The 13,058-nt window shown below is 35.7% G+C and carries 13 protein-coding genes; 12 read left to right on the top strand and 1 reads right to left on the bottom strand.

Annotated elements, in window-relative coordinates; all coding sequences use genetic code 11:
- Positions 1-2: 2 nt before the first annotated feature.
- The 5 genes from FC80_RS02785 (at position 3) to FC80_RS02765 (ending at position 4,735) form a co-directional block, all read left to right on the top strand.
- Complete coding sequence (locus FC80_RS02785) at positions 3-1,268, top strand: L-rhamnose isomerase (RefSeq protein ID WP_057828629.1); 1,266 nt, start codon at positions 3-5, stop codon at positions 1,266-1,268.
- Positions 1,269-1,305: 37 nt separating this feature from the next.
- Positions 1,306-2,121 (top strand): rhamnulose-1-phosphate aldolase, encoded by an 816-nt coding sequence (gene rhaD / locus FC80_RS02780; protein WP_057828628.1) that lies wholly within the window; start codon positions 1,306-1,308, stop codon positions 2,119-2,121.
- An 88-nt stretch (positions 2,122-2,209) separates the two neighbouring features.
- The gene (locus FC80_RS02775) at positions 2,210-3,106 is read left to right on the top strand and encodes an AEC family transporter (RefSeq protein WP_057828627.1); all 897 of its coding nucleotides are present in this window, start codon (positions 2,210-2,212) and stop codon (positions 3,104-3,106) included.
- Positions 3,107-3,314: 208 nt separating this feature from the next.
- Positions 3,315-4,298 carry an AraC family transcriptional regulator gene (locus FC80_RS02770; protein WP_057828626.1) on the top strand — a complete coding sequence of 328 codons (984 nt, stop codon included), beginning with the start codon at positions 3,315-3,317 and terminating at the stop codon, positions 4,296-4,298.
- Positions 4,299-4,420: 122 nt separating this feature from the next.
- Complete coding sequence (locus FC80_RS02765; protein WP_057828625.1) at positions 4,421-4,735, top strand: SemiSWEET family transporter; 315 nt, start codon at positions 4,421-4,423, stop codon at positions 4,733-4,735.
- Between the two features lie 130 nt (positions 4,736-4,865).
- On the opposite strand, the gene FC80_RS02760 is transcribed toward FC80_RS02765, so the two are convergent.
- Positions 4,866-5,501 (bottom strand): NAD(P)H-binding protein, encoded by a 636-nt coding sequence (locus FC80_RS02760; protein ID WP_057828624.1) that lies wholly within the window; start codon positions 5,499-5,501, stop codon positions 4,866-4,868.
- A gap of 202 nt (positions 5,502-5,703) precedes the next feature.
- Between FC80_RS02760 and FC80_RS02755 the strand changes: the two genes are divergently transcribed.
- From FC80_RS02755 to noc, 7 genes are all read left to right on the top strand, one after another.
- Positions 5,704-6,744 (top strand): flagellin N-terminal helical domain-containing protein, encoded by a 1,041-nt coding sequence (locus tag FC80_RS02755; protein ID WP_057828623.1) that lies wholly within the window; start codon positions 5,704-5,706, stop codon positions 6,742-6,744.
- Between the two features lie 141 nt (positions 6,745-6,885).
- Complete coding sequence (gene fliD, locus FC80_RS02750; RefSeq protein ID WP_235807223.1) at positions 6,886-8,337, top strand: flagellar filament capping protein FliD; 1,452 nt, start codon at positions 6,886-6,888, stop codon at positions 8,335-8,337.
- A gap of 11 nt (positions 8,338-8,348) precedes the next feature.
- Positions 8,349-8,675, top strand: coding sequence for a hypothetical protein (locus FC80_RS02745; RefSeq protein WP_057828621.1), 327 nt, complete (start codon positions 8,349-8,351; stop codon positions 8,673-8,675).
- A gap of 20 nt (positions 8,676-8,695) precedes the next feature.
- The gene (fliS, locus tag FC80_RS02740) at positions 8,696-9,085 is read left to right on the top strand and encodes a flagellar export chaperone FliS (protein WP_057828620.1); all 390 of its coding nucleotides are present in this window, start codon (positions 8,696-8,698) and stop codon (positions 9,083-9,085) included.
- Positions 9,086-9,100: 15 nt separating this feature from the next.
- A complete protein-coding gene (locus tag FC80_RS02735; RefSeq protein WP_057828619.1) occupies positions 9,101-11,257 on the top strand; it encodes a glycosyltransferase in 2,157 nt (718 codons plus the stop codon).
- 211 nt (positions 11,258-11,468) lie between these two features.
- The gene (rsmG, locus tag FC80_RS02730) at positions 11,469-12,200 is read left to right on the top strand and encodes a 16S rRNA (guanine(527)-N(7))-methyltransferase RsmG (protein WP_057828618.1); all 732 of its coding nucleotides are present in this window, start codon (positions 11,469-11,471) and stop codon (positions 12,198-12,200) included.
- 6 nt (positions 12,201-12,206) lie between these two features.
- Positions 12,207-13,046: a nucleoid occlusion protein gene (gene noc, locus FC80_RS02725; RefSeq protein WP_057828617.1), complete on the top strand. Its 840-nt coding sequence runs from the start codon at positions 12,207-12,209 to the stop codon at positions 13,044-13,046.
- Positions 13,047-13,058 lie beyond the last annotated feature (12 nt).

Here is a 13,058-nt window from a genome sequence, read left to right as displayed (position 1 = left end):
AGATGGTTAAAGCAGAAAATATTGAAAAGGCATACAAAATAGCTAAAGAAAGATATGCAGAAATTGGTGTTGATACAGATAAAGTGATTGCACAATTAAAGAAGGTTAAGCTCTCAATGCACTGCTGGCAAGGCGATGATATTCATGGATTCTTAAACCCTGATCAAGAATTAACAGGGGGAATTGGGGTCAGTGGAGATTTTCCAGGAATTGCACATACACCAGATGAATTGACAGCTGATTTGCATAAGGCACTTACCTTGATTCCAGGTCAACATAAAGTCCAGTTGCATACATTATATGCAGTAACTGACCAAAAGAAGGACTTCAACGAAATTGGACCAGAAGATTTTAAATACTGGGTTGACTGGGCTAAAAAAGAAGGTGTTGGTCTTGATATGAACCCGACATTCTTTTCTCATCCAAAAGTAAAACATAATTTCACACTTGCTAGTCCTGAAAAACAAATTCGTGATTACTGGATTGAAGTTGGTAAGAAATCGCGAGAAATTGCAAATTATTTTGGTAAAGAGTTAGGACAACAATCAGTTAATAATTTTTGGATTCCAGATGGGTTCAAAGATAATCCAATTGACAAGCAAGGTCCACGAGATCGTTTAATTGCATCGCTCGATGAAATTTTTGCGAAAAAGTATGAAGAAAAAAATACCATTGAGGCAGTTGAAGGAAAACTCTTTGGAACTGGAATTGAGTCATATACAGTTGGTTCACATCTTTTCTATAATAACTACGCAATTAGTCGTAATAAGTTATGGACGATTGATGCAGGTCATTGGCATCCAACAGAAGATGTTTCAGATAAGTTTTCAGCGTTCTTACCATTTGGCAAAGGGTTGATGTTGCATGTGTCACGACCAGTTCGTTGGGATAGTGATCATGTTGTGATTATGGACGATGCATTGATACGAATTGCACGTTCATTGGTACGAGACAACCAATTAGAACGAACAAATATTGGACTTGATTTCTTTGATGCAACCATTGATCGCGTGGCTGCTTGGGTAATTGGAGCACGTGCAACGCAAAAAGCTTTGTTGCAGGCAATGTTGGCACCAATTGACCAATTGAAGAAGGCAGAATTGAATTATGATTTTACAACACGTTTAGCTGTTACAGAAGAGCTCAAGTCGTATCCATTTGGTGCAGTTTGGGATGAATTTTGTTTAGAAAATGAGACACCAGTTGGAGCTGACTGGCTGGAAGATATTCATCAGTATGAGAAAGACGTTTTATTTAAAAGAAATTAAATTCAAATAACAGACATAAACTAAGGAGAAAAGTATAATGACTAAATTTGTAAATTCAAAATTTGTAAAAAAAATGTGTGAGATCACGCATGAGTCCTATGCACATGGTTGGGATGAACGCAATGGTGGCAATGTTTCATTGAGAATCAATAGTACCGATTTAGCTGATTTTGATGATGTTAAAGAAGTAAAAAAAACTTTTATGCTTGGCTTTGATGCATCTCCATTAGCAAAGGAATATTTCTTGGTTACTGGAACAGGACGGTATTTCAGAAATGTAGTTAATCAACCAACACTTGACTTAGGTTTGGTTCAGATTACGCCTGATGGACAAAAGGCAGATTTATTGTGGGGCTTTGAAGATGGCGGTAAGCCAACATCAGAATTTCCAAGTCACTTGATGACACATATTGAAAGATTAAAATTCGACAAGACTCACAGAGTTGTAATGCACTGTCATCCAACAAATGTGATTGCATTGTCATTCACACAAGATTTAAATGAAGGACATATCTCACGACTTTTGTGGAAGATGCAAGCAGAATCTTTGGTAGTCTTTCCAGAAGGTGTAGGTTTGATTCCATATATGACACCGGGCACAACAGCTATTGGCAAGGCAACGGCAAGTAAAATGCAAAATTTTCGTGTAGTAATGTGGCCACATCATGGATTGTTTGGAGTAGGTTCAGACTTAGATGAGACATTTGGCTTGATTGAAACAGTTGAAAAAGCTGCAACAATCTATTCACAAATTGGGGCACAGGGCGGAGAAATTAGACAGTCTATCTCTGATGAACAATTGAAGGAACTAGCTACAGCGTTTAATGTTGTTGCAAATCCCGCATTTCTTTAAGGAAAACAATAAGAATAAAGTCAAGTAACTATGAAAAGTTACAGTGGCTTTATTTTTTTAATGTAGATTACATGGTGGGGATGAAAGGATGAATATTTTTGAGAATGTGATGCTGCCGGTCATATTAATTTTTGTTAGTGGATATATTTTCAAAGTAAAAACGCAAATTTCTATTAAGCCGCTCTCAACTATGGCAATATATTTGCTTCTTCCTTTTTTGGTATTTCAAACATTTTATAAGTACTCTATCAATAGTAAGTTCGTAACCATTATCATTGTGACAAGTATAATATTGATACTGTTAATTATTATGGGAGTGGCGTTTAGTCGCTTTTGGAGTTTAGATTCAAATGAAAGAGACGCATTTTTGTTATCAATTTGTTTTCCGAATAGTGGGAATTTCGGGATACCTATAATAATGTTTGCATTTGGTAGCAAGGAACTGCAATATGGAATGGTAATTATGATTTTTCATAATATATTGATGGGAACAGTAGGAATATATGTAGCGTCTGATAAGAGTTCAGGTGTAAAAGAGGCTTTGAAGAATATTTTTAAGCAACCAATGAACTATGTTATATTACCAGCAATTATATTAAACAAGTGTAATATTGTAGTACCCAATTTTCTTATGAAGAGTGTCGACTTAATAGGGAATGCAACAATACCAATCATCATGTTAGTTTTAGGAATGCAATTGGCAGATATTCACCTTAAAAGAGTAGATTGGCGTACAGCAGGGTGGGCTAGCTTATTTCGATTAGTAATATCTCCGCTGATAGCTTACTTTATAGCAACGGTGTTGATGCTTAGTCATAGTATGATGGTTGTACTTGTACTAATGGCAGCGATGCCTAGTGCGGCAAACACTACACTATATGCAATTGAGTTTGACAAAAAACCACAATATGTTTCTATCTGTACTTTAGTCAGTACCATCTTCTCTGTTGTGACAATTACAATGATTTTAAATTGGATGATTTAGAGTGTCTTATAAGCGATAAAACAACTTTAACATGAGACAAGATTTAAGATAAGGAGTATCGCAATGAGACTTTGACTTTCTTTTAAGATTTGTTAAGCTATAAATGAATACGCTTTCTTGGTACCCACTATTTAAAGGTAATGTTCAAAGAGTTGTTAAAATTATGTACTTTTATTGACTTTTTGAGTAATTATAGGGAGATGAAAAAATGTTAAATCGAAGAGTTATGGCAATGTTAAAAACTTTAAATCCAATTGAAACTAAACAAAAACAAGATGAGTGTTATCTAGAAGAGATACCAGCAAATACAATTGAACGAATAGGTCAAACCAACAGTTTTAAGGTTCTAAATAACTATTTTTTTAAGAACAAGGATATTTATGTAAGCAAGCACAATAGATTTGCACCTTATCCAACCCATTCACATTCCTTTTTAGAAATTAATTACATGCTTGAGGGAAAATCGACTCAATCAGTAGATGGAGAAAAGATTGTGTTGAATAAAGGAGATTTACTATTATTAGATGTTGGAGCAACACACTCGATTGGGACACTTGGTGAGAGTGACTTGTTGATTAACATTTTATTTAGAAATAGCAATATCAACATTGATTTATTGAAAGACCTAAGGCGAAGTCGCAGTGTTTTATATGATTTTTTATTGAAAAGCTCGATGAAATCAACTCAACAGCAAGACTTCTTGATTTTTAGAACGGCAAAAAACTACAAGATTTCAAAGATAATGGATGAAATTATTGAAGAATATTTTTTGAAAAGAGAGTTTTCGGATACTGTGATCAAGGCCTATTTACAAATTTTAATTACAAATTTAGTCAGAAACTATCGCATTTTAGAAGATGAACCACAAAGTAAAACAAGAAAAATAATGATTGAGGTTTTAGACGAAATTGATAAAAATTATACTGATATTAACTTGAGACAAGTAGCTGAAAAATATAATTACAATAAAAATTATTTCAGTAATCTTTTTAAAAAAGAAGTTGGAAAATCATTTTCAGAAACAGTGCTAAAAAAAAGATTAACACAGGCTAATGTTCTGATTACCTCAACGACACTTCCAATTAATCAAATTGCACAGGCTGTCGGAATTTCAAACTATAGCTTTTTTTACAAAAAATATTTTGAATTTTATAAAAAATTGCCATCGGAGCAACGAAAAAGTGAACTGTAGTTTGACTAACATAGGATTGTACAAATATTACTTAGTTGTTTTTTCTCCCATACTATTTTTTATGTTTCTAAAAAAGAATGTTAAGCTATAATGTATACTTTAACCAATAAGGAGAAAAGCATATGAGAATTGACACATCAAAATATCCAGAAGGAAAAGACGCAGTATCAGCTGATAGGATTAAGCGTCTCAAAATACTAAGTAAATTGGCAACTATTATGTGCATTGCGATGTATATTTCATATATTCCTCAAATTATTAGTAATTTTTCAGGACATCCAGTTGGCTTTTTACAGCTATTTGTAGCAATGGTAAATGCCTCACTTTGGACTGGCTATGGCTGGAATAAAACATATAAAGATTGGCCTGTAATAATTTCCAATGTTCCTGGCATCTTTTTTTGCCTATTTACGGTTATTACGATATACATTCATTAATTTAATATATGATTTTATGGCAACTTAAAGGACTATGCCATTCAAAAAGAGACTAGTGAAAAACGCTCATGAGTTTTCATTAGTCTCTTTTTGTTCATCTTTTATAAAAATGAAATCAAACAACTAGAACTTATATTTGTGCCAAAGCTTCACTAATAGGAGTTTCTCCATCGCTCATTTTAATAATCTTTTTACGAGTGTTATCAGCTTTGATGAGGGCTGCCAGTGTTTCAGCCACATTTTGAATTGTATTTTTTAGACCGCTCTTTTCATTAAGATCAATTCTGTGAGAGCCTTCTTCCTCAATTAATGCAGTGGCTTGTAAGATTGTGTAGTCTAGCTTACTTTGGTGGACAAGATAATTATCAGCGAAGAACTTAGCAATGTTATAGTCTAACAGACTCTCCATTCCTTTTCTCTTCCATTTTTCTGGTTCTAAAGAAAAAGCAGAACTAAGCATAATAAATCGATTAATATGGTTTTGTTTTGCAACTTGCATTACTTTAACAGCACCGAAGGCATCGGTTTGTAATAAATCTTTTCCGCGTGAGCCAGCAACAAAGTAAATAACATCTATATCCTTGATAATTCCTGATAAGGTTTCAAGCTCATCATGTAAGTTTAACTTCAGCGGGGTAACATACGGACTCTTTAAAACTCTCTCTGGGGATCTTGCACCCGCCAAAATCTCATGACCTTCCAAAGCCAATTGTTCAATTAGTTTAGTAGCGACACGTCCTGTGGCTCCAACAATAAATATTTTCATGTATACACCTCTTAGTAATATTATCAGTTATATTTTAGCAAAAAATTGATAAATTATGTGCTACATAATATTGGATACAGACAAGAGCAAATTTTATGGATATTTCTTAGTAATAGTATTAAACAATTCAACATGCGACCGATATCTATAAACATGAGGGGGAAGCCTCAAAATAAACTCGTAAAAAATGGAGGAATTATATATGCGTATAAATACTAATATCTCTGCGATGGACACACTTCGCAACTTAAATGCTGCTACAACAGCCAAGAGTGATTCTTTGGCAAAGCTTTCATCTGGGTCACGTATCAACAAAGCTGGTGACGATGCTGCCGGATTAGCTATCTCAGAAAACATGAAGTCACAAATCAGTGGGATGTCTCAGGCTACTCGTAATGCCCAAGATGGTGTTTCATTGATTCAAACAGCTGAAGGTGCACTTAGCGAAAGCCAAGCAATGATTGAACGTATGCGTGATCTTTCTGTTCAAAGTGCTAACAGTACTTTATCAGACAGCGATCGTCAAGATATCCAAAAAGAATTTGGTGCTCTTCAAAGTGAAATTACACGTGTCAGCAAGGATACAGAATTCAATAACAAAAACCTTTTGAGTGGTAATAACACATTTAGTTTCCAAATTGGTGCAAATGCTGGCCAAACACTTTCGGTTTCAATCAGTGACATGAGTGCAAGCGGACTAAGTATTGACTCATTATCGTTAGTTGCTTCTTCTACTGAAGTTAGTGCAGTCCAGACAGCAGCTTCTGCGGTAGCAGCAATTACTTCTGGTTCAACAGCAACATTAACAACTACGGATCTTGCAAACTTGTCAAAAATTGGTGTTGATACTTCATCATTAACTACATCTTCTACATGGAGTGATGTTTCTAGTGACGTAGTAGCTAATGCAAAGACTTTAACTACTGATAAAACCGCAGCACAAGAGACAGCTGATATTAGTAAGGCATCTGAAGCTATAACAGCTCTTACATCAGCAGTTGGTCAAGTTTCTGGACAACGTGCCGATCTTGGTGCCGCACAAAATCGTTTGACACATACAATCAACAACTTGGGAACAACTTCTGAGAACTTGTCAGATGCAAACTCACAAATTCGTGATGTTGATATGGCTTCTGAGATGACTACATTTACAAAGGAAAACATCTTAACACAGGCAGCTACATCAATGCTTTCACAAGCTAACTCAATGCCTAACACAGTACTTACTTTGCTTCAAGTTTAAGATTGACAACGATATTTTATTGAAACGTAATAGTGCACAAAAGTCGAATGGAGATTCGGCTTTTGTCGTATACATAAGGATTGTTTATAAACACATAATTACACATGACTTGATAATTTAGTATTCAAAGAAGCGAAAGGGTTGATATTATTGACTAGCGTGACAACTACTGACGGAATTAGCACTACATTGGGACAATATTCAGGTATCACGGCAAGTACTATTGAGTCCTTATTGGAGGCTGATACTTCATACACAAATAGGACAAAGGCACAAACACAGATTACGACGATTCAGTCGCAACAGACTGCATGGGGAGATGTCAAGAGTCGGTTAACTAATTTTTTGACTGATATTCAAGCACTCGAATCTGACGATGCCTTTGGAACAAAGGTTGCGACCACTTCTGATTCAAGCATAGCTACAATTTCAGGAACTTCTGATGCTGATGAAGGCACACATTCATTGGTAGTTAACCAGTTGGCAACAAATACCAAAGTTGTTGGAGGTCAAGTATCTACCGATAAAGCTACTGCACTTGGTATTAGTGGAACATTAACTTTGAAGAGTAGCACATCTGCAGTTGATGATAGCGCTACTTCATCAGACGATATTACCATTAGCGCTACGGATTCATTGAACGATGTGGTTGATAAGATTAATGCCAAAACCCAAACTTCTGGAGTCAAAGCTAGCCTAGTAGATAATCACTTGGTGTTAGCAGAAAATGATGCAGGAGCAAAGACACTAGCAATTTCGGCTGATAGCGATAATTTATTGAGCTCACTTGGAATAAGTAGTGACGAGACTACCACCACGACTGGACAAGCTGCCAAATTCGAGTTGGATGGGGTATCCGTCGAACGTAACACTAATTCCGTTTCTGATGCGATTAAGGGAGTTACAATTAATCTCTCAAAAAGCAGCAGTGATGCTGTAACGTTATCCCTAACGAATGATACCTCCAAAGCGACTTCGGCCGTTAGTACACTAGTTAGTCAATACAATAGCATGATGAGTCTCATAAGCAGTGACTTGGATGTTGGTGACCCAAGCAGTTCGGACAATACCCAAGGTGTTCTAGTAGGAGATAGTGAGTTAACCCGGCTTCAAAGTCAATTAAGTAGTTTGATGACATCTTCAGCTACGAATGGGACAGCCATAAATGCTAGTAAACTTGGAATCTCAATTACCGATAATGATGGGACAGTTGGTTTTGATGAGGATACTTTTAAAAAGCAGCTAGCTAGTGATCCTGATGCAGTCAAGAATTTCTTCTATCAGTCAACCAAGAGTGTTACAGGAACAACAACTTCAGAGTCGGGGTATGCAGCTACCCTTGGAACCTTGGCAAATAGTTACTTATCAGATACTTCGACAAATAAGGGTGTTATTGCAGTTAAGTTGTCAGGGTACACCTCAACTATCTCTGACTTGAATGATCAAATTGACAAGTTTACTTCGGCATTGGAAGCTAAGAAAGATCACTATGTTGATATTTATACACGACTTGATACTGCGATGATGAAAGCAGAGACACAGCTTAGCTATGTCACAAGTCTGACATCTTCTTCAAGTAGTAGCAGTAGCTAAAAGGGGATAAAGTGAATAATTATAAGAAAATAATAGCACAAATAAATAGATTACTTAGCAGTAGTCTAGAGCAAGAGTTTGTAGAGTACGAAGAAGTACTTAATGAGACGAATGCATTATTGGAGATGTTACAGCAAATGGATACACCGGCTAGATTGGGTGATTTCCAAGAATATCAACAATTACAATATAACTATAGGCAGCTGATTACGCAGATTAAGAATGAAAAACAATCAACAATGAAGCATATTCAGAAGCTAAATCAGTCACAAAGAAGTACGGTAATGACTTATTTACAACAAGAAGAAGGACCATCATTAATTGATATGGACTTATAAAGTACTAAAGGAGTATAAAAATGTACACAGACAAGCGTAAAGCAAAAGATGTTTATCTAAGCAGTCAAATTTTAGGTGCTTCGCCTGAGAGGCTCGTTATTTTCTTGTATGAAGGTGCAATTAAAAGTCTGAAACGGGCAGAATTTGCACTTGATAACGCGGATAACAATAGTGCACATCATGAATTAGTTAAGGCACAAGACATCATTAATGAATTAAAGCAAAGTGTTAATCCAGATGTTGCAGGAGAAATCCCAGCGGACCTCGTTAAGTTATATGACTTTATGACGAGTGAATTAGTTAAGGCGAATTTAACCAAGAAAAAGGAATCAATAAGACCAATCATTGATATGTTGAGTGAATTACTTGAATCGTGGCAACAGGTGTTAATCCAGCAAAATAATCTTTGAAAGAGGAAAGAGTTAATGGGGCGAATTAAATGGAGTCAGCCAATCCTTACAATCTCACTGCTTGTATCCAATCACTTGGATAGTGTTAAGAAGTGCATGAATTCATTATTACCAATACTGAATCAAGTACCCAGTGAACTGATTATTGTTGATACTGTCGGAATTGAAGATAGCGACGGTTCACTGCAGGTTGCAACCAAGTATGCTGATTTAGTGATTCCTTATGAATGGACCAATGATTTTGCTGCAGCACGCAATGTTGGCTTGAAGCGCGGGCGGGGCAAATGGTTTATGTTTTTAGATGATGATGAATGGTTTGATGATGTTTCAGAGTTAATCACATTTTTCAATAATGAAAAGGAATATTCGAAGTATGGCTCACTTTCATATATCCGAAAAAACTATTCGAATATAGAAGGCACAAGTTATTCTAAAAATATTGAGACACGTTGTGTTCGTTTGACTGAGAATACGGAATTTAAGAGTCCAATTCATGAGTACCTGTCACCTATCTACATTCCAACCAAGGCAACAAAAGTCTTTATGCATCATTTTGGGTATGTGGGTAAAAGTCTTGAAGGAAAGCTTGAACGTAACGAGAGCATTATGTATAAAGAACTTGAAAGCAGTCCTTATGATATGCACTTATGGGCCCAGTTGGTTGCGGGTATGAAGAAGGATACAAAGGAAGAACGGGAGATTGCTTTTAGAACTGCTAAGGAGGGGTTAACGAATTTTTTTTCAGAGGACAATAAGAATCCGACGAATAAAAATGATGCGTTCACTCTCATGTGTTATATGATTAACATACACTTAATCGATGATAACTGGGAAGAGGCACTGGCTATCAAAGATAAGTATGCTAGAGAGTTTAAGCAAAGTCAGTATCAAAAATGTGTTCTTGATCAATTAATCTTTCTTACATTAACAAGCATGGAAAGATTTTCAGAAGCAAATAGTTACTTAGAAGATTACATGGTTAATATACAGTGGCTAGTTGCGCATCCAAGTAAATTTGTTAATCAGTCGTCTGCATACTTTAGAGACCTTGTTAGTATTGAGATGGGAATAAAGATGATAGTGAAAATCTTTATCAAGGCACTGGCTGAGAAAAACTATCGTACAATTATTCATTTTGCGAGGTATATCCCTTGGAAAGATGATCTTGATAGTACTGTACGTCTACTTGGAACAGTGCTAGAAGCATTGTTTTTTGAGAATGATTTTAAGGGATTACAACAGTTACATGATATGTTAGTGAATAATGATGGGCAACTACCAGATATTTTTGGACGTGACATTGTTATTTTGAAGCAAAAAGATAGCATTGATGCACAGAAGCTTGCCGTCTTTGTTGCCAAGTTGAACTCAGATGATAGTTTTGTCTTGTTGCAGCATCTATTGATCGTGCGTAATCAAGGGGAGTTTGAAGTCCTTTTAAGAACGCTTAAGAAAAAAAAGATAACATGTGCCTTACCTAATGAAGAATTATTTACAGAATTGATCAACAAAGGAATTGATCCAGCTTTTGCAATTGATAGAATAAGTCAAGAAGACTGGTATCAGGCTTCACTTGCAGTAGTTCATCAAATGAGTTCGAAAAAAGATGAGATTCCTGAATTTACCCAAAAGATTATGAACATTTGGCCAGAATCACAGCGCAGAGACTCGTTATTGCAGTTGCTTTATCATGAATTTGTTTTTAGTGACGAGATTTTACCAGAGAGTATTGAAGAGCAATTACCTTTTTACGCAAGAAGTGTTGTAAATTGTGCAAAATATCTGTATCACACAGAACTTTTGTCAGGTGAACCGTCTAATTTGTTACCTGCAGAAACAAGATTTGCGGTTTTTCTTGCACGATCTTTGGAAGAACAAAAAGATGGTAACTATTCATTGTATTTTGCTAACCTTAGATGGGGATTGAATTGCTATGAAGAAGCAAAAACAATTGTAAATCATCTTGTTAAAAAATATCAAGGACTTGAAACAAAGCAACAGCAGATTGCTGCTGAAATGCAACGATTAGGTAATCAAGTTAAAGCACATATCTTGGATATGATTAATCAAGGTGAAAAAAATGGTGTATTGTTGATGATTAATCAGTTGCAGGAATTACTCCCAGAAGACAGAGATATAGATAAGTTGTATATGCTATATGAGAGGTTATAGAATATAAAGATATTTATGAAGAACTAATAAAGAAACTTGTCATTTTGGCAGGTTTTTTATTTTTCAAGCAAAAAATCAAAAAGATTGTTGTTTAGAAAACCTTGAATTCAAAGCAAAAGTATCATAAACTAATAGTAGCTCGTGAAACAATTGTGTTTCACAAAATGTAAACGAATCTGATAAATCACAGATAGATATTATGAGGGACGATATGAATCCAACAGAATTTAAACAGGCACTTTTGAACTTAGGAATAGAGCTAGATAACCAGCAAATGGAACAATATGAACAATACTTCCAGTTGCTAGTTGATTTTAATGAGCATACTAATCTAACGGCAATTACTGAAAAAAATGAAGTATATCTAAAACATTTTTTCGATTCAATTTTGACAGGTGTAGCAATTCCGCGATTACAAGAAGAAGCGTTAACATTATGTGATGTTGGAGCGGGGGCAGGGTTTCCGTCAATTCCTCTGAAAATAGCTTTTCCGCAACTTGAGGTCACAATTGTGGATTCTTTGAATAAACGCATTCTTTTTTTAGACCAGTTAGCTAATAACCTTGGATTAACTGGCGTATCTTTTTATCATGCACGCGCAGAAGAATTTGCAGGAAAAAACAGTCAATTTCGTGAAAGCTTTGACATCGTAACGGCTCGAGCTGTTGCACGGCTTAATGTTTTGGCTGAGTTATGCATTCCTTTGGTGAAAGTTGGTGGTAGCTTCATCTCATTGAAATCACAAAAAGCAAAAGACGAACTTAATGAAGCGCAGTTTGCAATCAAGCTTTTAGGCGGAAAATTTGTTAAGGATGATAAATTAATACTGCCTGTAACCGGCGATGAGCGGCATATTATTGAGATTAATAAAACAAAAAAAACGCCTGTGAAGTATCCTAGAAAAGCGGGAACTCCGAGTAAGAAACCTTTAATAGGGAGGTAGTAGATTGTGGCATTTTCATTTTGGAATAAAGATAAAAAAACAGAAGTTCAGACGCAGTTAGTGAGAGAAATTGAACTTTCGCAGATTGTACCTAATAGATTTCAACCACGTAAAGTTTTTGAAGAAGAAAAAATTGTGGAGCTGGCTAATACAATTCGCGATCACGGCTTATTGCAGCCGATTATTGTAAGAGAATATCAGGAAAATGAGTTCGAAATCATTGCTGGGGAAAGACGTTTTAGGGCAGTTTCGCTATTAAAATGGAATAAAATTCCGGCAATTGTTAAAGATATGAATAATACAGAGGCAGCCTCTCTTGCAGTAATTGAAAATTTACAACGTGAAGGACTTACTGCAATTGAAGAGGCCAAAGCCTATCATGAATTGATGGAATTAAATAAATTGACGCAAACAGAGTTAGCTAAAGCACTTGGCAAGAGTCAATCATTTGTTGCGAATAAATTACGATTACTCAAGTTAGCACCTTATGTCCAACGGGTGATTATGCAACGAAAGGTCTTGGAACGTCATGGACGCAGTGTGTTGAGCTTGGAAGACGAAAAGCAAATCGAAGTAATAAAGCAGGTTATTGCTAAGCAACTTACAGTTAAAGAAACAGAGGCACTTGTTCTTAAAGAATTAGAAAAAAAAGAACAGCCAGTTAAGCAAACTAAGAAAAAGCCACAACGAAATAAGGCACTTCATGATACACGCATTGCGTTAAATACAATTAAGAGGTCAATCAAGCTGATTAAGGAAAATGGAATGAAGGTCAAGACACATGAAGAAGAGGTTCCCGGCTTTCATCGAATCGTAATTGACATTCCAGTTGAAAAAAAGCAGTAAGAAGACAATTAG

Origin of the sequence: Liquorilactobacillus cacaonum DSM 21116 (assembly GCF_001436735.1) — a bacterium.
GTDB lineage: Bacteria > Bacillota > Bacilli > Lactobacillales > Lactobacillaceae > Liquorilactobacillus > Liquorilactobacillus cacaonum.
This window is presented reverse-complemented; position numbering and strand designations above follow the sequence as displayed.

Coding starts and splice junctions, on each gene's coding strand:
- FC80_RS02785 (WP_057828629.1), top strand. CDS start 3: ATGGTTAAAGCAGAAAATATTGAAAAGGCATACAAAATAGCTAAAGAA.
- rhaD (WP_057828628.1), top strand. CDS start 1,306: ATGACTAAATTTGTAAATTCAAAATTTGTAAAAAAAATGTGTGAGATC.
- FC80_RS02775 (WP_057828627.1), top strand. CDS start 2,210: ATGAATATTTTTGAGAATGTGATGCTGCCGGTCATATTAATTTTTGTT.
- FC80_RS02770 (WP_057828626.1), top strand. CDS start 3,315: ATGTTAAATCGAAGAGTTATGGCAATGTTAAAAACTTTAAATCCAATT.
- FC80_RS02765 (WP_057828625.1), top strand. CDS start 4,421: ATGAGAATTGACACATCAAAATATCCAGAAGGAAAAGACGCAGTATCA.
- FC80_RS02760 (WP_057828624.1), bottom strand. CDS start 5,501: ATGAAAATATTTATTGTTGGAGCCACAGGACGTGTCGCTACTAAACTA.
- FC80_RS02755 (WP_057828623.1), top strand. CDS start 5,704: ATGCGTATAAATACTAATATCTCTGCGATGGACACACTTCGCAACTTA.
- fliS (WP_057828620.1), top strand. CDS start 8,696: ATGTACACAGACAAGCGTAAAGCAAAAGATGTTTATCTAAGCAGTCAA.
- FC80_RS02735 (WP_057828619.1), top strand. CDS start 9,101: ATGGGGCGAATTAAATGGAGTCAGCCAATCCTTACAATCTCACTGCTT.
- rsmG (WP_057828618.1), top strand. CDS start 11,469: ATGAATCCAACAGAATTTAAACAGGCACTTTTGAACTTAGGAATAGAG.